At 73.4% G+C, this 19,433-nt stretch carries 18 protein-coding genes; 11 read left to right on the forward strand and 7 right to left on the reverse strand.

The window, feature by feature from the left end; translation table 11 throughout:
- The first annotated feature begins 194 nt into the window (after positions 1-194).
- From ACIBTX_RS12345 to ACIBTX_RS12380, 8 genes are all read left to right on the forward strand, one after another.
- Positions 195-1,367: a hypothetical protein gene (locus ACIBTX_RS12345; RefSeq protein ID WP_396832448.1), complete on the forward strand. Its 1,173-nt coding sequence runs from the start codon at positions 195-197 to the stop codon at positions 1,365-1,367.
- On the forward strand, positions 1,354-4,038 hold the full coding sequence (locus ACIBTX_RS12350; RefSeq protein WP_396832449.1) for a nitrate- and nitrite sensing domain-containing protein: 2,685 nt from the start codon (positions 1,354-1,356) through the stop codon (positions 4,036-4,038). The genes ACIBTX_RS12345 and ACIBTX_RS12350 overlap by 14 nt, the downstream gene beginning before the upstream one ends.
- Complete coding sequence (locus ACIBTX_RS12355; protein WP_355050923.1) at positions 4,035-4,508, forward strand: roadblock/LC7 domain-containing protein; 474 nt, start codon at positions 4,035-4,037, stop codon at positions 4,506-4,508. The genes ACIBTX_RS12350 and ACIBTX_RS12355 overlap by 4 nt, the downstream gene beginning before the upstream one ends.
- Entirely contained in the window at positions 4,505-5,005 is a 501-nt protein-coding gene (locus tag ACIBTX_RS12360; protein ID WP_396832450.1) for a DUF742 domain-containing protein, read from the forward strand. Before ACIBTX_RS12355 ends, ACIBTX_RS12360 begins: the two co-directional genes overlap by 4 nt.
- On the forward strand, positions 4,983-5,738 hold the full coding sequence (locus tag ACIBTX_RS12365; RefSeq protein WP_357128867.1) for an ATP/GTP-binding protein: 756 nt from the start codon (positions 4,983-4,985) through the stop codon (positions 5,736-5,738). Before ACIBTX_RS12360 ends, ACIBTX_RS12365 begins: the two co-directional genes overlap by 23 nt.
- Positions 5,739-5,776: 38 nt before the next feature.
- The gene (locus tag ACIBTX_RS12370; protein ID WP_396832451.1) at positions 5,777-6,286 is read left to right on the forward strand and encodes a hypothetical protein; all 510 of its coding nucleotides are present in this window, start codon (positions 5,777-5,779) and stop codon (positions 6,284-6,286) included.
- A 36-nt stretch (positions 6,287-6,322) separates the two neighbouring features.
- Positions 6,323-8,521 carry an AAA family ATPase gene (locus ACIBTX_RS12375; RefSeq protein ID WP_396832452.1) on the forward strand — a complete coding sequence of 733 codons (2,199 nt, stop codon included), beginning with the start codon at positions 6,323-6,325 and terminating at the stop codon, positions 8,519-8,521.
- Between the two features lie 128 nt (positions 8,522-8,649).
- Positions 8,650-9,546 carry a superoxide dismutase gene (locus tag ACIBTX_RS12380; protein WP_357128858.1) on the forward strand — a complete coding sequence of 299 codons (897 nt, stop codon included), beginning with the start codon at positions 8,650-8,652 and terminating at the stop codon, positions 9,544-9,546.
- A 49-nt stretch (positions 9,547-9,595) separates the two neighbouring features.
- Here ACIBTX_RS12380 and ACIBTX_RS12385 read toward each other — a convergent pair whose 3' ends face one another.
- The 6 genes from ACIBTX_RS12385 to ACIBTX_RS12410 form a co-directional block, all read right to left on the reverse strand.
- Positions 9,596-10,105, reverse strand: a complete 510-nt coding sequence (locus ACIBTX_RS12385; RefSeq protein WP_357172471.1) for a GNAT family N-acetyltransferase — start codon at positions 10,103-10,105, stop codon at positions 9,596-9,598.
- 126 nt (positions 10,106-10,231) lie between these two features.
- Positions 10,232-11,062, reverse strand: coding sequence for a hypothetical protein (locus ACIBTX_RS12390; RefSeq protein WP_357172474.1), 831 nt, complete (start codon positions 11,060-11,062; stop codon positions 10,232-10,234).
- A 161-nt stretch (positions 11,063-11,223) separates the two neighbouring features.
- Entirely contained in the window at positions 11,224-11,646 is a 423-nt protein-coding gene (locus ACIBTX_RS12395) for a DUF3263 domain-containing protein (RefSeq protein ID WP_357172476.1), read from the reverse strand.
- 113 nt (positions 11,647-11,759) lie between these two features.
- Complete coding sequence (locus ACIBTX_RS12400; RefSeq protein WP_357172479.1) at positions 11,760-12,776, reverse strand: ABC transporter permease subunit; 1,017 nt, start codon at positions 12,774-12,776, stop codon at positions 11,760-11,762.
- Entirely contained in the window at positions 12,773-13,783 is a 1,011-nt protein-coding gene (locus tag ACIBTX_RS12405; protein ID WP_357128843.1) for an ATP-binding cassette domain-containing protein, read from the reverse strand. Before ACIBTX_RS12405 ends, ACIBTX_RS12400 begins: the two co-directional genes overlap by 4 nt.
- 120 nt (positions 13,784-13,903) lie before the next feature.
- Complete coding sequence (locus ACIBTX_RS12410) at positions 13,904-14,689, reverse strand: DeoR/GlpR family DNA-binding transcription regulator (RefSeq protein WP_053654382.1); 786 nt, start codon at positions 14,687-14,689, stop codon at positions 13,904-13,906.
- Positions 14,690-14,892: 203 nt separating this feature from the next.
- Here ACIBTX_RS12410 and ACIBTX_RS12415 point away from each other — a divergent pair, with 203 nt between their 5' ends.
- From ACIBTX_RS12415 to nagA, 3 genes are read left to right on the forward strand one after another with little or no spacing between them, the layout of a single operon-like run.
- Positions 14,893-15,822 carry a sugar isomerase gene (locus tag ACIBTX_RS12415; RefSeq protein ID WP_357128839.1) on the forward strand — a complete coding sequence of 310 codons (930 nt, stop codon included), beginning with the start codon at positions 14,893-14,895 and terminating at the stop codon, positions 15,820-15,822.
- Positions 15,819-16,772, forward strand: a complete 954-nt coding sequence (locus ACIBTX_RS12420) for an ROK family protein (protein WP_357128836.1) — start codon at positions 15,819-15,821, stop codon at positions 16,770-16,772. Before ACIBTX_RS12415 ends, ACIBTX_RS12420 begins: the two co-directional genes overlap by 4 nt.
- 15 nt (positions 16,773-16,787) lie before the next feature.
- The gene (nagA, locus tag ACIBTX_RS12425; RefSeq protein WP_357128833.1) at positions 16,788-17,897 is read left to right on the forward strand and encodes an N-acetylglucosamine-6-phosphate deacetylase; all 1,110 of its coding nucleotides are present in this window, start codon (positions 16,788-16,790) and stop codon (positions 17,895-17,897) included.
- Positions 17,898-18,208: 311 nt separating this feature from the next.
- Here nagA and ACIBTX_RS12430 read toward each other — a convergent pair whose 3' ends face one another.
- Entirely contained in the window at positions 18,209-19,420 is a 1,212-nt protein-coding gene (locus tag ACIBTX_RS12430) for a DUF4032 domain-containing protein (protein WP_396832453.1), read from the reverse strand.
- Positions 19,421-19,433: the final 13 nt, after the last annotated feature.

The following is a 19,433-nucleotide window of genomic DNA, read 5'->3' on the forward strand; positions in this document are numbered from 1 at the left end:
TCACACCAACGAACCGGACAGAGCGTGCCCGGAACCCTGACGAACGGTGACATCGCTCGAACTGACGCAAACCTGACTCGTCGCAACCGGCCAGCTCGCCTGGGGTTCGATTAGTTTTCCGGTCCGGTGGACGGGACTTGTCGGCGAACCCGACACCGCGCCGATCCCCCGCCCGACGCCGGAGGAGACACCCCATGACAGTCCCCGCGCCGCGGGCCCGTCGACGAACGTCCATGCTCGGCCGTTCGCTGCCGTTGCTGCTCATCGTCGCGCTGCTCGCGCCGGTCGGCACGCTCTTCGCGTCCACCTGGCGACACACCGGCGACGATCGGAGCCTGGCCGACCGGGAACGACTCGGCGTGGAGTACCTCCGCGCGCTGGCCCCGGTCACCGAGACACTGGTGGAGGCCCAGACCACCGCCGTCGCCGGCCGTCCCGTCCCCGGCGAGCCCCTGACCCGTGCCGTCGAGCAGGCCGCCGCGGTGGACGCCCGCATCGGCGGAGAACTGCGCACGCAGGAACGGTGGGCCGGGCTACGCGCCAAACTGGAGGCGCTGCGCGACCGCAGCCCCGCCGACCCGGAGGCTGCCTACACCGCGTACGGCGAGGTCACCGACCTGCTGCTCGCCCTGCACCGCAAGGTCCGGGAGAGCTCGGGGCTGGGCCGTGACCCGGGCGCCGACTCCTTCTTCCTGCAGGACAGCGCCGGCCAGAAGCTGCCCGAGGCGGTGGTGGGCGCCGGCCGGCTCGCCGACCTGGGTGTGCTCGCCGCTCGACGACCGGCCGCCGAACGACCCCGGAGCCTGATGGAGATGACCGGCCTGCGGGTGGCCGCCCTGGCGCCCGCGACCGACGCGGTCGACAACCTGCGCTCCGCCGTGGACAACTCGGAGAGCACCGACCTGGGCGCCAACGTGCTGACCCCGCTCGACGCCTACCAGCGGTCGGTGGAGGCGATGGCCCTGTACTCGACGCCCAGCGCCTCCGGAACGGTGGACCAGGGCCAACTGGCCGCCACCGCGCTCAACTCGCGCAACGCCGCCCGGCAACTTCAGCCCGTCATCCTCGGCGAGCTGGACACCCTGCTCACCGAACGGATCGACGGGTTGGCCCGGGACCGGTGGCTGGCCGCCGGGGCGGCCGGGGTGGCCGCGCTGGTGCTGATCTGGCTCGCCGTACTACTGATCGCCGCCGACCGGCGGACACGCCGGCGGGCCGCCGCGCCGGACGCCACGACCCCGGCCACCCCGCCGCCCGGCGACCCCTGGCAACCACCGGCCGCGACCGACCTCCGACCGCTGCAACCGGTGGGCGCGGCCCACGAGCCGGTCGCCGAACAGTGGGGGCCGTTCGATGCTGCTCGCTAGGCTCCGGATCCGCGGGAAGCTCGCGCTGCTCGTGGTAATTCCCCTGCTGAGCATGGTCGGCCTCGCGGTGCCCGTGGTGCTCGACCGGGTGGCCGCCGCCCAGCGCGCCGCCGACATCACCAACCAGGTACGGCTCGCCAGCCGGGTCGGCAGCCTCGTGCAGGACCTCCAGCAGGAGCGCATCCTGTCGATCGGCTTCCTCCTCGGCCGGGTCGAACGCTCCGAGGTGATCCGCAAGGCGGCCGACGTGGACGACCGGGTGGCCGACCTGCGGGCCGACGGCGGAGACGCGCTGACCGAGCAGGTCGACCACGCGCTCAACGGGATTTCCCGGCTGGGCGACCTGCGCAGGGCGGTACTGGCCCGGAGCGCGAACCCCGGCCAGGTGATGGACGCCTTCGGCCCGGTCAACCGGGAGTTGATCGGATCGCTCCGGCTGGTCTTCAGTGTGGACACCGAGACGTTGCCCGGCCGCCAGGTGCTCGCCCTGGACGGGCTGCTCCGCGCCGACGAGGGCATCGGCGCCTGCGCCACGCTGAGCATCCTCGTCAAGGCGATCGGCACTCCGGACACCACCGCCGGCTACGTGGCGTGCATCGCGGCCCTCCAGGTCGACAACGCGCGCTTCCGCAGCCTGATCACGCCCGAGCAGCTCAAGGTGGCCCAGCTCAACGACGCCGCCGTGGCCGCGCGTACCAGCCCCGACTTCCTGATCACCAGCGCCCGGGACCCGGCCGGGGCGGTCCGCGACGTGCCGATGGAGGCGCTGTTCCCCGCCGTCCGCACGATGATCCGGCTCGGTCAGTTCGTCGAGAAGAAGATCGTCGCCGACGTTCTCGCCGAGGTGAAGGCCGACCAGCGGCGCGCGCTCACCGCCGCCTACCTGGTGGCCGGCGCGGCGGCGCTGATCCTGGCGCTGGTGGTGCTGCTCAGCGCGGCGGTGGCGCGTACGGTGGCCCGACCGCTGACCCAGCTCACCCGCTCCGCCGACCGGGTCGCCCGGGTCGCGGAGGCGGAGCTGGTCCGGGTCACCGACGACGAGGCGGAGAGCGCCCAGTCGGTCCGGTTGCAGCCGGTGGTCATCTCCTCCAGCGACGAGATCGGTGACCTGGCCCGGGCGTTCGACCGGGTGCAGAACACCGCCGCCCAGTTGGTCGAGCGGCAGATCGCCGGCCGGCGCAACGTGGCGCAGATGTTCGGACACGTCGGACGGCGTACCCAGAACCTGGTGAGCCGGCAGCTCGCGCTGATCGACCGGCTGGAGCAGCAGGAGGCCGACGCGGGCCGGTTGGAGCACCTGTACCGGCTCGACCACATCTCCAGCCGGCTGCGCCGCAACGCCGGCAGCCTCGTGGTGCTCTCCGGCTCGGCGGGCGCCGACGCGCACACCGCGCCGGTTCCGCTGGCCGACGTGGTCCGGTTGGCGCTCGGCGAGATCGAGGACTACACCCGCGTCGACGTGCAGGTGCCGGCGGGTGTCGCCGCCGCGCCGGCCGTCATCGGCGACCTCGTCCTGGCACTGGCCGAGCTGATGGAGAACGCGACGGTCTTCTCCCCGCCGCACACCCGGGTCGTGGTGACCGGCGAGACCTCCGGTCCGGGCGCCCGGATCACCGTGGTGGACCACGGCATCGGCATGAGCGAGCAACGGCTCGCCGAGGAGAACGCCCGGCTCACCCGGCGGGAACGTCTCGACCTCGCGCCGACCGAGGTGCTCGGCCTCTTCGTGGTGGGCCGGCTGGCTCGCCGCCACGGCTGGGAGGTGCGTCTCGCCGCCACCGTCGGCGGCGGCGTGACCGCCCAGGTGGAGATTCCCCAGGCGTCACTGGTGCTGCGCCGCGCCGACCGGGCCGGGGCGACGGTCGCGCGGGCCGCCGTACCGGACCGGGGACGACGGCTGGCTCTCGACCCCGCCCGGGGCGCTCGTGCCCGGGGGGCCGCTGCCGCGCCGGCCACCGCCGCGCCGGCCGTCGCCGCAGCCGCCGCTGGGCCAGCGTCCGGCTTCGACACGGACCTGCTCAGCCGGGCCACCCGCAGCCTGGAGTCCGGCGAGTCCTGGGACGCCTTCGGCGCTCGGGAGTCGGCGGACGCCGCCGCGACCGCCCGTACGACACCGCAACCCGCCGCCGTCGCGCAGAGCGCCACCACGGCGGGAACGTCCGCCGGCCCCCGGATCCGGCAGCGGGTGCCCGGCGCGAGCCTCTCCGCGGCCGCCGCACCCAGCCGGCCGGTCGACGCCACCAGCGCCGACCCGGACGCCGCCCGCGCGCTGGTCGAGGCGTTCCAGTCCGGCGTACGCCGGGCCGAGTCGAGCGCCCCGCCCGCCGATGGTCCCGGCGGGAACTGGTCAATGCGGACGGTCACCGACCCGCCGACCAGCGCGGGGCCCACGGCGGCGGATTCCGGCGCTACCGTCGACCTGCCCACCACCCCGGGCGGCTTCGGCCCGACCGTGGCGGACACCGGCGGCACCAACCGGGGCCGTCCCCGGCTGAGTCGGCGCGTGCCCGGCGCGAACCTGACGGTCTCACCGCCCAACCCACCAGCCAGCCCGCAGCTCGGCGACCCGGCCGAGGTGCGCAGCCTCATCACCGATTTCGAGGCGGGCGTCGCCCGCGCTCTCCGCGAAGTCAGCCCAGATCGTCGGAACGAAGAAGGATCATCACGGTGACCAGCCCCTTCCTGCACGACAACGTCGACCAGACCCAGCCGGCCGCCGCCGGGGACCTCAGCCCCGAGGCCCGCACGTTCAACTGGCTGCTGGACTCCTTCACCTCCAGCACCGCCGGGGTGTTGGAGGCGATCGCGGTCTCCTCGGACGGGCTGCTGATGGCCATGTCGGCCATCAAGGACCGCTCCAACGCCGAGCGTCTGGCCGCCGTGGTCTCCGGCATGACCAGCCTCGCCGGGGGCGCGGCCAGTTGGTACGCGCTCGGCGGCCTCAACCGGGTGATCGTCGACATGGCCGACGGATACCTGTTGATCAGCGCTATCAGCAGCGGTTCCGTGTTGGGTGTCGTCGCCGACCGCTCGGCGAACCTGGGCACCGTCGCGTACGAGATGACGCTCTTCGCCGGCCGGGCCGGCGGCGCGCTCACCCCGCGCCTGATCGCCGAGCTGAAGAACGCCGTTCAGCAGTGACTCCCGACGTCGCCGGCGAGGATCCGGACCCGGAGCCCGGGGCACGGATCCGCCCCTACCTGCGCACGCCGCACCCGGGTGGGGGCGGCGCGTCGGCGGCGCCGGAGCCGGCGCCGGGGCCGGGGCCGGGGCCGGCTCCGGACGACAGTGGCCCGGCCGGTCTGCGGCCGTTCGTGCTCACCGCCGGGCGGGTGGCCGGCGCCGATCCGGCGATCGGACTCGAGACGCAGGTGACCCGCTCCGACGTCGCCCGCTGGACGGGCACGCCGGTCAGCCTGCTGGCGCCGGAGCTTCAGGCGATCATCGCGCTCTGCGCCGAACCCATCTCGGTAGCCGAGATCTCCGCCCGGGCCCGGCTGCAGTTCGGCGTGACCCGGGTGCTGGTGGGCGACCTGCGGGCCGCCGGGCACCTGGACGTGCACGTCACCGACGCCAACGACGCCTACGACCCCGACCTCATCCTGCGAGTGATTGATGGACTTCGTGCGATCTCCTGAATGGCCGGTCGTCCCGATCGGGGGTCTCGCCGGCAACAGCGCCACCGCCCGCTACGGCGCGGCCTCCGGCACTCCTCCGGCGTCCGGACGGGCCAGCGCGCCACCGCCGACCGGGCCGCCACCTCCGTACCGGCCGCCGGCCGACACGGGACCGACCAGCCGTCCGTCGGCCGCGCCACCCGTACCGGTCAAGATCCTCGTCGCCGGTGGGTTCGGGGTGGGCAAGACCACCACGGTCGGCGCGATCTCCGAGATCGCGCCGCTGACCACCGAGGCCGAGATGACCAGCGCCGGCATCGGCGTGGACGACCCGGGCGTACGGTCGAACAAGACCACGACCACGGTGGCGATGGACTTCGGTTGTGTGACCATCGACCGCAGCCTCAAGCTCTACCTGTTCGGCACCCCGGGGCAGTCCCGCTTCGGCTTCATGTGGGAAGACCTCGCCCGGGGCGCGCTCGGCGCGCTGGTGGTCGTCGACAGCGCCCGACTGGACGACTGCTTCCCGGCGATCGACTTCTTCGAGCGGGCCGGTCTGCCGTTCGTGGTGGGGGTCAACGCGTTCGACGGGCGACTGGCCCTGGAACTCGGCGAGATCCGCTGGGCGCTGGCCATCGGCGACCATGTACCCCTGGTGCAGTTCGACGCCCGGGACCGACTCTCCGTGCGGGACGCCCTGCTGGTCGTCCTGGACCGCGCGTTGGACCGGGCCACCCGGGACAGGAAGGCCTGAGCCGACCGGCTCCGGCCGTGGCGGGAAGGGGTGATCTGGTGAGGGGCGACCTGGACGAGACGCTGGCCCGGCTGGCCCGGCGCGAGGAGGCGCTGCGCCGGCGGGCCGACGACCGTGACGGCACCACGCCACCACCGGGCCCGACCGCCGCGCCGGGCGTCACCGCGCCGGCCCGCAACGCCGGGCCAGCCCGGCACGCGGAACGGCACGACCCCGCCGACGACGCCGGGTGGGGGCCGGTCGAGGAGGTGACCGAGGCGGTACGCCAGGTCGTCGGCGCGTACCCCGGGCTGGCGGTGACCGTCCGGGTGGAGCACGACGGTCGGACGTACCCGCTGCGGATCTCCTGGGACGGCCCGGACGTGACGGTCGGCCCGGAGCCGCCGGCGGCCCCGGTGGAACCCCCGCCGTCCTGGCCGCTCTCCGGGCGGACGGCCCCGTCGTGGGCGTCCGGCCCGGACGGGTTGACGCCGGACCCGGCGGCCCGCCTGGCCGAGTTGATCCGAAGCGACCCGTCGCTGCTGGACGAGTTGGATCCGCGGCGCTGAACGGCGTGACCGGCTGACGGGTACTACGGTCGGGCGGTGGCCCCACCCGACCTGACCCTGACAGCGAGCCTTCGACCGGCCGCGCTGGACGCCCGACGGGGCATCGTGCGGCTGCACCCGGAGGCGCTGACCGCGCTGGGTCTGCGACCGGGCTCGCCGGTGCGGCTGACGGGTCGCCGGGAGACCGCCGGGATCGTGGCGGCGGCCGGGGCGGGCGCGAGCAGCGCCCTGCTCTACGCCGACGACCTCACGCTCGGCAACCTGGGCGTACGGGACGGCGCGTCGGTGCGCGTCTCGCCGCTGCCGCTGACCCCGGCGGCCCGGGTCACCCTGGCCGGGCCGGTGGAGGTGATCGCGGCGGTCAGCCCGGAGATGCTCCGGCTCGCCCTGCTCGGCAAGGTGGTCACGGCCGGCGACGACGTGTCGCTGCTGCCGCAGGACGTGCTGCCGGACGCGTCGACGCGCGGTCTCGTCGAGGCGGCCCGGCGCAGCCTCGCCACCAGCGTCGGCTTCGCCTGGACGAGCACCCTGCTCACCGTGGTCACCGTCGAGGAGTCCGCCGGGTCGCTGGTCACCATGGACACGGTGGTCGCCTGGGAACAGGGTCCGGCCACCCTCGGCGCGCCACCACCGGCCGGGCGGCCGGGGACGGTCGACGCCGTCGACGAGACGGACGCGCCCGACGTGGACGAGCTGCCGGGGTTGCGCGCCCAGGCGGACGAGTTGACCGAACTCCTCGACCTCGGCTTCCACCACCGGGAGGTGCTGGGCCGGCTGGGCACCACCATCTCGCTGGGCGTGCTGCTCTCCGGACCGGCCGGCTCCGGGAAGTCGGCGCTGGTCCGGGCGGTCGCGGCCCGGGTGGGTGCCCGCGTACACCCGCTGTGGGCGCCCGAGGTGGTCGCGCTGGCCGACCAGGCCGCCGCCGACCGGCTGCGCGCCGCCGCGACGGCGGCCCGTACCGCCGGGCCCGCGGTGCTGCTGATCACCGACGTGGAGGCGGTGGCCCCGGCGGACGAGCCCGGTCCGCTGGCCACGGTGTTCCGGCAGGTGCTCGCGGAGGTCGTCCGGGCGGGGGTCGCCGTGGTCTGCACCACCAGCCGACCGGAGGCCGTCGACGTGGCGCTGCGCGCCCCGGACCTGCTGTCGCTGCGGATCAGCGTGCCGCTGCCCGACGCGCCCCTGCGCCGCGAACAGCTCACCGTGCTGACCCGGCAGGTCCCGCTCGCCGACGACGTGCGGCTGGACGAGGTGGCCGGCCGTACCCCCGGGTTCGTCGCGGCGGACCTGGCCGCGCTGGTCCGGGAGGCCGGGGTACGCGCGGCGCTGCGGCAGAAGTCCGCGTCGACGCCCACGGTGTCGATGGCCGACTTCACCGCCGCCCTGGAGGTGGTCCGGCCGACGACGATGGCCGCGTCGACGTTGGAGTTGGCGTCGGTGACGCTTGACGACGTCGGGGGACTGGACGAGGTCAAGCAGACGTTGACCGAGTCGGTGCTGTGGCCGTTGACCTACCCGGACACCTTCGCCCGCCTCGGCGTGCAGCCACCGCGCGGCGTGCTGCTCTACGGACCGCCCGGTTGCGGCAAGACGTACCTGGTCACCGCGCTCGCCGGGTCGGGCCGGGCGAACGTGCTCTCGGTCAAGGGCGCGGAACTGCTCTCCAAGTGGGTGGGCGAGAGCGAACGCGCCGTACGCGAGCTGTTCCGCCGGGCCCGGGAGGCCGCGCCGACGCTGATCTTCCTGGACGAGGTCGACGCGTTGGCCCCGGTACGCGGGCAGGCCACCGACGGCGGCACCACGGATCGGGTGGTCGCGGCGCTGCTCACCGAACTGGACGGGGTGGAGGCGCTGCGCAACGTGGTGGTCGTCGGCGCCACGAACCGGCCGGACCTGGTCGACCCGGCGCTGCTGCGGCCCGGCCGGCTGGGGCGGCTCGTCTACGTGCCACCACCGGACGGTGCGGCCCGCGCGGAGATCCTGCGGGCCGCGTCCCGGAACGTGCCGCTGGCACCCGACGTCGACCTGGCCGCCCTCGGCGCGGACCTGGGCGGCTTCTCGGCCGCGGACTGCGCCGCCGTGATCCGGGAGGCGGCACTCGCCGCGATGCGGGAGTCGCTGGCCGCCGCCACGGTCACCGCCGCGCACGTCGCTACCGCCCGCGACCGCGTCCGCCCGTCGCTGGACCCGGCCCAGGTCGCCTGGCTGGCCGCGTACGCCGCCGAGCGGGACTGAGCATCGCTCCAACCTTCTGGGGTACGCGGAGCGTTACCAGGGCAGCACATTCCTCAGTGGAGAAATCCACTCGACGACTGGCGGTGACCCTCTTGCGCAGGCTGCTCTCTCTTATCGTCGTCCCCCTGATGGCGGCGACAACCCTCGCCACGGTCGGTCCGGGCGCGAACGCCCAACCGAGGACGTCGTTCCCGTCCCGGATCGCCCTGCCCGACGGCTACTCCCCCGAAGGGCTGACGATCGGCCGGGGCACCACCGTCTACGTGGGCTCGGTCGGCAACGGGGCCGTCTGGCGGGGCGACCTCCGTACCGGACACGGTTCGGTGTTCATCGCGGGCGCTCCGGGGCGGGAGAAGGCCGGTCTCAAGCTCGACCCGCAGGGCCGGCTGTGGACCGCCGACTTCTCCGCCGGCACGGCGAGCGTCTACGACGGTGCGACCGGCGGGCAACTGGCCAACTACCGGTTCACCGACGAGCCGGGCAGCATCGTCAACGACCTCGTGGTCACCCGGCACGCCGTCTACTTCACCGACTCGGCCCGGCCGGTGCTGTACGTCGTACCGCTGCTTGCGGGTGGTCGGCTACCCGCCGCCACCGCCGCCCGGGTACTGCCGCTCACCGGCCCGGCCGCCACGCCAGACGCGTTCAACAACGGGATCGTGGCGCTTCCCGACGGGGACCTGCTGGTCGACCAGATGTTGACCGGTCGGCTGGTCCGCGTCGACGCGCGCACCGGCGCCAGCCGTGTCGTCGACCTCGGCGGCTACTCGGTGGACCGGGCGGACGGGCTGGTGCTGCGCGGTCGCACCCTCTACGTGATCCGGAACCTGAGCAACGTCGTCGCGGTCGTCGAGCTGAACGCCGCCGGCACCGCCGGGGTGGTCCGGCGGGAGATCACCAGCCCGGCGCTGCGGTCGCCGGCCACCGGCGACCTGCTCGGCTCGGCGCTCTACGTGGTCAACGGCCGGTTCGACGTCGAGCCCGGCCCGACCGTCGACTACGACGTCGTACGACTGCCCGCCTGATCGGACGGTCGGCGGTGGCCCCGGCGGGGTCGCCGCCGATCCGTTCCGCTCAGCGAGCCGGCGGCGTCGAATCCAGGCAGATTTCGGCGTGCACCTTTCCACCCTCTGAGCGCAGTTTCGCACCGCATTTCTCGAGGATGGCGAGCGCGCCGACATTGTCCGGCGTCGTCTCCGCGACGACCGCACGCATTCCGGCGCGGGCGGCGACGTTGAGCAACTCACGCAGAGCGGCCGCGCCGATGCCCTGGCCCCGCGCCGAGAGGCCGAGCCACATGCCGGTCTCCACCGTGCCCGGCTCATCACAGCGTGTCATCCGGATCATGCCCACCACCTCGCCGCCGACGAGGATCGCGTACATCTGCGAGCCGGTCGGGCCGTCCAGGCCGGCGAAGCTCGCCCGGTGGAACTCGCGGAAGGCCTCCCGGCGGGCGAGCGACCAGCCGGCGGGCGCCTCCACGGGAGGCATCACCTCACCCGGCTCGGCCTCGGCAGCCGCTACGGAGAGCAACGGCTCCAGATTCCGCTCGTCCACCGGCTCCAGCCGGACCGCACTCGCCACGTGCCGCAGTCTGCCGGCCCCATCGGCCGAAGTCCACCCCATTGGGCAGCGGATGGCGGTCCGGCCACGGGTACCGGCCGGTCGGGCGGTTCGCGTGTTTCTCCTCACGCTCCGTCGTTATTTGGCCTATGGCCCGAACTCGCAGAACACCACCGAGGCGTCGTCGGTGGGCTTGTGCCGGCGGAGCCGATCGGGATGATCGCGCTCGGCGTCCCGTACCCGGCCGAGCAGCGCGGCCGGGCCTTCGGCGCTCAGCAGGTCGAGCAGTCCCGCCCAGTCGGTCAGCCCGAACTGCTCGACCGCGCTGGACGCGCCGTCGCTGAGCAGCGCCGCCCGGCGCAGGGCCGCCGAACCGTGCCGGGGCAGCGTCCCGGTCACCGCGTGGAAGGCCGCGTCCGGGTCGGCCGCCGCGACCCAGTAGCCGTGCGTACGGTTCATCCGCTCCCGCTGGATGCTTACCGCGTGCCGGAAGCGCGTGACCGGGTCCGACGCGCCCGCCGGCACGGTGGCGAGGGTCTGCCGCAGCTCGGCCATCGCGCTGTCCAGCCGGTCGTCGGTCACCACGGTGACCTGGCCGTCCACGTCGAGCACCAGCGGACTGTCGCAGAGCACCAGGTAGTCGACCTGGTCGCCGCAGTCGCGCAGCAGGCAGACGGTGCTGGACGGGGTGCCCGGGTGGTCGAGGTCGCACTGCCCGCCGTGGTCGGCGCGGACGGCGAGGATGGCCGCGGCCAGGTTGCTGGTCAGGCGGGCCGCCGGGCGGGCCGCCTCGGCCACCGCGAGCCGGGCGGCCAGGTGTCGGACGTACCACTCCGGGCCGTGGACGCAGCCCGTGTCGAAGCCGTCCGGGACGGTGGCGCCGTCCAGGACACCGACCAGCGGACCGAACTGGAAGACCACGTCCTCGTTGACGGGCCGACCAGGGGCCGGCGCGGACGCGGAACGCACCCGCATCATCGACCGGGTCCTGTCGGGGACGTACCTCTCATAGCCCGCTCCCTCCGTTGACCCGCGCCACGGTGACGAGACCGGCGTCGCGTACCCGCGGGCCGACGCTCCATTCCTGCGCTGCCGGGTGTCGCGGCGGCTCCGTCGTCCCGCAGGTGCCGGCGACACCGTCAGCGGCGGCGGTTGCGGGCCCGCGACGAGCGCAGCCGGCGGAGCCGGCCGATCAGCACGGGATCGGCGGCGAGCGCCGCCGGATTGTCCAGGAGGCCGTTGAGCAGTTGGTAGTACCGGGTCGAGGAGACGCCGAAGGTGTCCCGCACGGCCTGTTCCTTGGCGCCGGCGTGCCGCCACCACTGCTGCTCGAAGGCGAGGATGGCCAGTTCGCGGGTGGTCAGGCCCGCCTGTGCGGGGACGGGCGGGGCAGGCGTCGCCTCGTCCGACGACGCGGTCCCGGCCGGCTCGCCCTCGTCGGTGCTCTCGACGGAAGGCGCGGCCCGGGGAGTCGGCACGCTCGGCGCGACGCCGCCGGCCGCCTCGGCCGGACGAGCGTCGGTGGACGGCTCGGGGGCGACCGGGGTGGCGTCGGCGGACATGACGTTCAGCCTAGTCAGCGACGGCCATGGTCGCAGTAGCCGGCGCGGCCGGCCCCGCACGTCGGGACACCCCGACGGTCGGAGCCGGCCACGTTACGCCGTTGACGTGTCGATCAGGAGATGTCGCGGCGCCGCATCGCCCAGATCGCCGCGCCGAGGATCACCACGAGCCCGACCGAGAAGATGGCGGAGGACTGCTGCCAGGTGATGTCCATCGTCTCCGGCTTGCACTCGCCGAAGTAGGTCGCGTTGCAGGACTGCCAGTTCTCCAGGGTGACGGTCTTCGTCATCCAGGCCAGCGCGTACGTGGGCAGCAGCCACGCCTCGGCGAACTTGACGCTCGCCATCGACAGCAGGATGCCGAGGCCGAACTGGCCGACAACCATCAGCGCCACGACACCGCCGAGGGCCATCGCGGTGTGCCGGCCCAGCGAGGCCAGCGCGAAGCCGATGGTGGTGATCACCAGCACCAGCGCCACACCGCGCAGCCCGGTCAGGGCGAACGACTGCCAGGCCCCCGAGGTCATCTTCTCGGTGCTGCCCCGGAAGCTGGCGACGGCCCAGAAGCCGGCGAACCACAGCACCGCGGCGGGCAGTGTCACCGCCAGGATGCCGGTGAGCAGCGCGGCCAGCTTGGTGAGCAGTACGGTGAGCCGCTTCGGCCGCCAGAGCAGCAGGTTCATCATGCCGCCGGTGCTCCACTCGGCTCCGACGAAGGACGCGCCGATCACGAACCCGACCAGGGCGAGGATCGCCGCGAACGGGACCAGTGTCTCGTCGAACGTCTTGCGGAAGTTGAACGTCGACGGCAGGAACCACTCCGCCTTGATCTCCTCGCGCGGCGGCGGAGTGATCATCGAACAGTCGTCGGGGTAGCGGCCGTCGCTCGAGGTGCCGGCCTTCTTGGCCTGCTCGCAGTTGACCCGCTCCTGCTCGCTCCAGCGGACCTGATCCTGGTACTGCTGGTCGGCCTGCCGCTCGGCCTTGGCGAGCTGGCCGGCGTCGATCTTCTGGTTGGTGAAGAAGACGCCGACCACCACGGCGGCCAGCACCAGCAGGCCGAGCAGCGTCATGTAGCGGGTGAAGCGCCGCTTGGCCAGCCGGCGCAGCTCCGTCCGATAGAGGCTCACGCGCCCCACCCTCCTCCGGTGGCGCCGGGCTGACCCGTCCCACCGACCTTCATGGACTCGTCGACCTGCCGGTGCTGGCCGGGGACCGGCGCGGTGGCGGTCAGTTCGAGGAAGACACTCTCCAGGTCGACCGCGATCGGGGCCAACTCGCTGACGTACAGGTTCTGCTCGGCTAGCAGCCGGGTCACCGACGCCGGCTTGTCGACGCCGGTCAGCATCAGGTGGTCCGGGTGCCCGGTGACCCGGATGCCGGCCCGGGTCAGGGCCTCGGTGGCCGTCGGCAGGTCACTGACCGCCTCCAGGCGTACCCGGACCGCGCCGGACGAGTGCTGGGCGAGCACCTCGTCGACCGGGCCGAAGGCGACCCGTCGACCGAGCGAGATGATGGTGACCGAGTCGCAGATGAGCTGGATCTCGCCGAGGATGTGGCTGGACAGCACCACGGTCATCCCGGACTCGGCGAGATTGCGCATCAGCGTGCGCATTTCGCGGATGCCGCCCGGGTCGAGGCCGTTGGCCGGCTCGTCGAGGATCAGCAGCCTCGGGTTCTTGAGTAGGGCGGACGCGACGGCGAGCCGCTGCTTCATGCCCAGCGAGTACGTCTTGACCCGCTCGCCGGACCGGTCGCGGAGCCCGACCAACTCCAGCACCTCGTCGACCCGCGTGGCGGGCACCTCGCCCGCCCCGGCCAGCAGGGACAGCGTGTCCCGTGCGGTGAAGTGCGGGAAGAACTGCGGGCTCTCGACGATCGCGCCGACCTGACCGGCGACGGTGGGCAGCGCGGCGGGCACCTCGTGCCCGAGCAGCGCCATCCGTCCGCCGTCGGGCCGGATCAGGCCGAGAAGCGTACGCAGCGTGGTGGTCTTGCCGGACCCGTTGGGACCCAGGAAGCCATGCACCTGCCCCGCGTCGACCTGCATGTCGAAGCCGTCGAGCGCGTTGCGGGTGCCGCGTCGACGACTCTTGTACGTCTTACGTAGACCTTCGATCTCCAGGACAGCTGGCAAGCTGCACCTCCCCCGATGGTGGGCGTGACAGCCGACACCATACGCGGTATGCAGCGGTGCGCAATACCCGGTATGCAGTGACACGCCGGTCGATGCATTTCATCGACGGAGCGTGACCGTTCAGGCGCAGACGACCTGCACGCCGGCCGCCCGGAAGGCGTCCACCACCTCGGGCGCGGCCCCGGAGTCGGTCACCAGCGTCTCGACCCGCTCGACCGGGCAGATCCGGGCGAAGGCGTGACCGCCCAGCTTGGACGAGTCCGCGATGATCACGACGCGCTTGGCGCGCGCGACCATCAGGTTGTTCATGGCCGCCTCGCCCTCGTGGTGGGCGGCGGCGCCGAGCTGCGGGTCGATCGCGTCCACGCCGAGCAGGGCGACGTCCAGGGTGACTTCCCGCAGCAACGCGCCGCCGAGCGGGCCGACCAGCTCGAACGACTTCGGACGCACCACCCCGCCGGCCACGACCACCTTCATCCGGGACCGCACGAGAAGCTCGTTGGCGATGTTCAGCGCGTTGGTCACCACGGTGAGCTGGGCGCCCTCGGCACTGGTGTTGAGATCCGGCCGGACGGCCAGCGCCCGAGCAACCTCCGTGCTGGTGGTGCCGCCGTTGAGGCCGACCACGGTTCCGGGCGTGACGAGCGCCGCGGCGGCAGCGCCGATCCGCTGCTTCTCGGCCGAGTGCTTGGCCGTCTTGTAGCGCAGCGGCAGGTCGTACGAGACACCGTTCGCGACCGCGCCACCCCGGGTTCTGGTGATCATCTGCTGCTGGGCGAGCTGGTCGAAGTCACGCCGGATGGTCGCCTGGGAGACGTCCAGCCGCTCGGCGGCCGCCTCGACGCTGACCCGACCGTTGTCGGTCAGCATCTCCAGCAGGGCGTTCCATCTGGCGTACCGGTCCACCTCGGGGGCCCCTCCCAGTAACTGCACGGTCGGTGATTGATTGCGTGCACACTAGTGCGCGAAACTAGGCTGGCGCAAAAGGCTGGCCTGCGCGATCGGCCGGCCGGTTGCCACGACCACCTCGGTTCGCGCAGAATAACGCGCGAAATACGGCCCTTACGAGCCGTATTGCGCAGACAGGTCGGCCCTGCGAGGAGTTACTCATGGCGTACGTGGACGCGGAGATCGCGAGCCAACCCGACTGTTGGCGGGAGGCCGCGTCGCTGTCCAACGCCGCACGTGACGACCTTCCGCGCCCCGGCGAGCGGGTCGCCGTCGTCGGTTGCGGCACGTCGTGGTTCATGGCGATGGCGTACGCGGCCCGCCGCGAGCAGGCCGGCCAGGGCGAGACCGACGCGTTCCAGGCGTCCGAGTTCCCCGCCGGCCGCCAGTACGACCGGCTCATCGCGATCACCCGCTCCGGCACGACCACCGAGGTGCTGGAACTGCTCGCCGCGCTGCGGGGGCGTACGCCCACCACCGTCATCGTCGGTGACCCGGCGGCGCCCGCCGTCGACCTGGCCGCCGCCGCGGTGACCATGGCCTTCGCCGACGAGCGCTCGGTGGTGCAGACCCGTTTCGCGACGACCGCGCTGGCCCTGCTCCGGGCGAACCTCGGCGACCCGGTGACCGCGCTCGCCGCCGACGCCGAGGTGGCGGTGCGTTCCCCGCTGCCGATCGACCCGGCCACCATCGAGCAGGCCACCTTCCTCGGTCGCGGCTGGACGGTCGGCCTCGCCCAGGAGGCCGCGCTCAAGTGCCGGGAGGCGGCCACCTTCTGGGCCGAGGCGTACCCGGCGATGGACTACCGGCACGGTCCCATCTCGGTCGCCGCGCCGGGCCGGCTGGTCTGGGCGTTCGGCGATTTGCCCGACGGGCTGCCCGAGGACGTCGCGGCCACCGGCGCCGCCTTCGTGCACAGCCGCACGCACGGTTGGCGCACGGTGCTCGGGAGCTGGTCGGCCGGTCGTACCCCGGTCGACCCGATGGCCGACCTGATCCTGGCGCAGCGATTCGCGGTCGCCCTGGCGACCAGCCGTGGCCTCGACCCGGACGCGCCACGACACCTGTCCCGGTCAGTGGTACTGGCGTGAGCGGTGCTGGGCGCGACGACCGGGTGGTCGTGGCGTTGGACGTCGGCGGCACCGGCATGAAGTGCGCCCTGGTCCGGCCGGACGGCGTGGCGGTACGCGCCGAACGACACCCCACCGACGCCGCGCGCGGGCCGGCCGCCGTGGTCGACACCATCCTCGGCGTGGCCGAAGGGCTGGCCGCCAAGGCCCGCGCCGACGGCTTCACCCCGGTCGCCATCGGCATCGCGGTCCCCGGGGTGGTGGACGAGGCGCGCGGGGTGGCGGTGTGGTCGGCGAACGTGGGCTTCCGGGACGTACCGCTGCGGGACCTGGCGGTGCGACGGCTCGGGCTGCCCACCGCGCTCGGCCACGACGTGCGCGTCGGTGGTCTCGCCGAGGCCCGGCTCGGGGCCGGACGCGGCGCCGACCACGTGCTCTTCGTGGCGATCGGCACCGGCATCGCCGCCGCGCACGTCGTCGGCGGCCTGGCCGCCGTCGGCGCGCACGGCGCGGCCGGCGAGATCGGCCACATCATGGTCCGACCCGACGGTCCGCGTTGCGGATGCGGGCGGCCCGGCTGCCTGGAGGCGGTCGCGTCGGCGTCCGCGATCGGCCGGCGCTACGCGGAGCTGGCCGACGGCCGGCCCGACGCTCCGGTGACGGCTGCCGCCGTGGCCGAGCGGGCGGCGGCCGGCGAACCGCTCGCCGCCGAGGTCTGGCGGTCGGCCGTCGAGGCGCTCGCCGACGGCCTGGCCACCGGGCAGGCACTGTTCGACGTGACAACGATCGTGCTCGGCGGCGGTCTCGCCCAGGCGGGCGACCTGCTGCTCGTCCCCCTCCGGGCGGCGCTGCACGAGCGGATGACCTTCCACCGTGAGCCGCAGCTCGTCGCGGCCGCCCTCGGCGACGAGGCCGGCTGCCTGGGGGCCGCCCTGCTCGCGCTCGACACCCTGGCCGCCGACCGTGCTTGACCAACAGGAGGAACGATGACCGAACGGGTGAACGGCCGAGTGGTGACCCCGACCGGTGTCATCCGGCAGGGCTGCGTCGAGTGGGACGGTGAACGGATCACCGCGGTGGCCGAGTACCCGTCGGTCCGCGACGGGCACTGGATCCTGCCGGGCTTCGTCGACATGCACACGCACGGCGGCGGGGGCCACACCTTCACCACAGGGGACGCCGACCAGGCCCGCGCCGCGGCCGCCTTCCACCTGGGACACGGCACCACCACGCTGCTGGCCAGTCTGGTCAGCGCGCCCTTCTCCGTGATGCGCTCGGCCACCGAGGCGTTCGCGCCGCTGGTCGACGAGGGTGTGCTGGCGGGGGTCCACTTCGAGGGTCCCTATCTCTCCGCCGCCCGCTGCGGCGCGCAGAACCCCGAGTACCTCCGGGACCCTTCCACCGAGGAGCTGTCCGAGCTGATCGAGCTGGGCCACGGCGCGGTCCGGATGGTCACCCTCGCGCCGGAGCGCGACGGCGCGCTGGAGGCGATCAAGCTGCTCACCGCGCAGCGCGTGGTGGCCGCCGTGGGTCACACCGACGCCACCTACGAGCAGACCCAGGCCGCGATCGCCGCCGGGGCGAGCGTGGGTACGCACCTGTTCAACGGCATGCGTCCGGTGCACCACCGCGAACCGGGCCCGGTGGTGGCCCTGCTGGACGCGTCCACCGTGGTCTGTGAACTGGTCGCCGACGGCGTACACCTGCACGACGGCATGCTGGCCTTCACCACCACGACCGCCGGCCCCGACCGGGCCGCGCTGATCACCGACGCGATGGCCGCCGCCGGAATGGCCGACGGCGAGTACGAGCTGGGCGGGCAGGCGGTGACCGTCGCCGACGGGGTGGCCCGGCTCGCCCGCGACGGCGCGATCGCCGGCAGCACGCTGACCATGGACGCGGCGCTGCGGCACGCCGTGCATGCCGGCATCCCGATGGCCGACGCCGCCCGGATGGCGGCGACCACCCCGGCCCGCGCGATCGGCCTGGGTGACCGCGTCGGCGCCCTCCAGGTGGGTCTCCGCTCCGACCTGGTCGTGCTCGACGACGACCTCAACGTGGTACGGGTGCTGCGCGGCGGTTCCTGGGTGGAGTGACGCGGATCGTGCCCTCCGGCGAGCGCCTGCGCATGCCTGTCGGAGAGCCTGTCGAGCTGCCCCAGATACGGGGCGGGCGGGCACCGAAACCGAACCCGGCAGCAGCAGCCAACTCGACCCGACGCGCCCCACCCCACATCCGGGGCAGCTCGACCCGACACATCGCGCCCCACATCCGGGGCAGCTCGACAGGGCATGAGGGAGGGGCCTGGTACCTCTCGCGGCGCAGCCCGACCGTGACGTCAGCCCATCGACCGTGACGTCAGCCCACCGGCCGTGACGTCAGCCCCGATGGACGCGCGCGCTGGCGATCAGCTCAGGCTGGGGACGTCGACGCCGAGGATGGCCTGTTCGTCGGGGCGATGCACCAGCACGTCGGCCAGGTACGACTGGACCGCGTGTCGCATCCCCACGTCCCGGCCGGCCTGCTCGGAGAGCAGCCACTTGTGCTCGATGATCTGCGCGAACAGCTCCTGCGGCTCAAGCTTGCGCCGCAGGTGCGCGGGCACGGCCCGGACCACCGGCTCGAAGACCTCGGTGAGCCAGCGGTGCGCCGCCTGCTGCTCGTCGGTCAGATCGCTCTCCGCGCGGTAGGCGTCCAGGTCGTTGAGCAGCTTGCGGGCCTGGTTCTCCTCGGCGTCCAGACCGGTGAGCCGCAGCAGCCGCCGCGTGTGGTAGCCGGCGTCGACGACCTTCGGCCGGACCAGGTAACGCCCGTCCGCGGCGCTCGACATGGCCACCTCGGCCACGTCGAACCCCAGGTCGTTGAGGCGACGGATCCGTCCCTCGATGTCGTGCCGCGCCTGTCGCTCGATCGCCTGCTCGTAGGTGATCTCGTGCCACAGCCGCTCGTACCGCTGCACGACCTCCTCGCAGACCAGCTCCGGGTCGATGGACTCGTGCAGCAGGCCGGCGGCCTGCAGGTCCAACGCCTCGCCGAAGATGTTCACCCGGGCGATCTCCAGGTCCTCGCCACGCTGCCCGTTGGAGAGCGAATTGTGCAGCGCACCCGTCTCCGCGTCGACCAGGTAGGCGGCGAAGGCCCCCGCGTCCCGGCGGAACAGCGTGTTCGACAGCGAGCAGTCTCCCCAGAAAAAGCCGGTCAGGTGCATCCGCACGATCAGCGCCGCGAGCGCGTCGAGCAGCCGGCTCATCGTCTCCGGCCGCAGGGTGTGCGAGAAGAGCGCCCGGTACGGCAGGGAGAACTGGAGGTGCCGGGTGATCAGCACCGATTCGAGGGGCTCCCCGTCGTCGGCCTGCCGGTCGGCGACGACCGCCACCGCCTCGACCGAGGGAAAGTCGATCCGCTCCAACGCGCGCAGCAGGTCGTACTCCCGCTCGGCGATCCGCTCGCGGGTCTCCTTGAAGGCGTACACGTAGTCGCCCAACCGGACGAACCGGACGATGTGTCGGGAGATGCCCTGCGGCAGGGCCACCAGGTGCTGGGCAGGCCACTCTTCCAGCGGTGTCGACCAGGGCAGGTCGAGCAGCGCCGGGTCGACGAGGGCAGACGTGATCCGCACGGGGACAAGCATG

The sequence above is a fragment of the Micromonospora sp. NPDC049359 genome, assembly GCF_044466585.1.
GTDB lineage: Bacteria > Actinomycetota > Actinomycetes > Mycobacteriales > Micromonosporaceae > Micromonospora.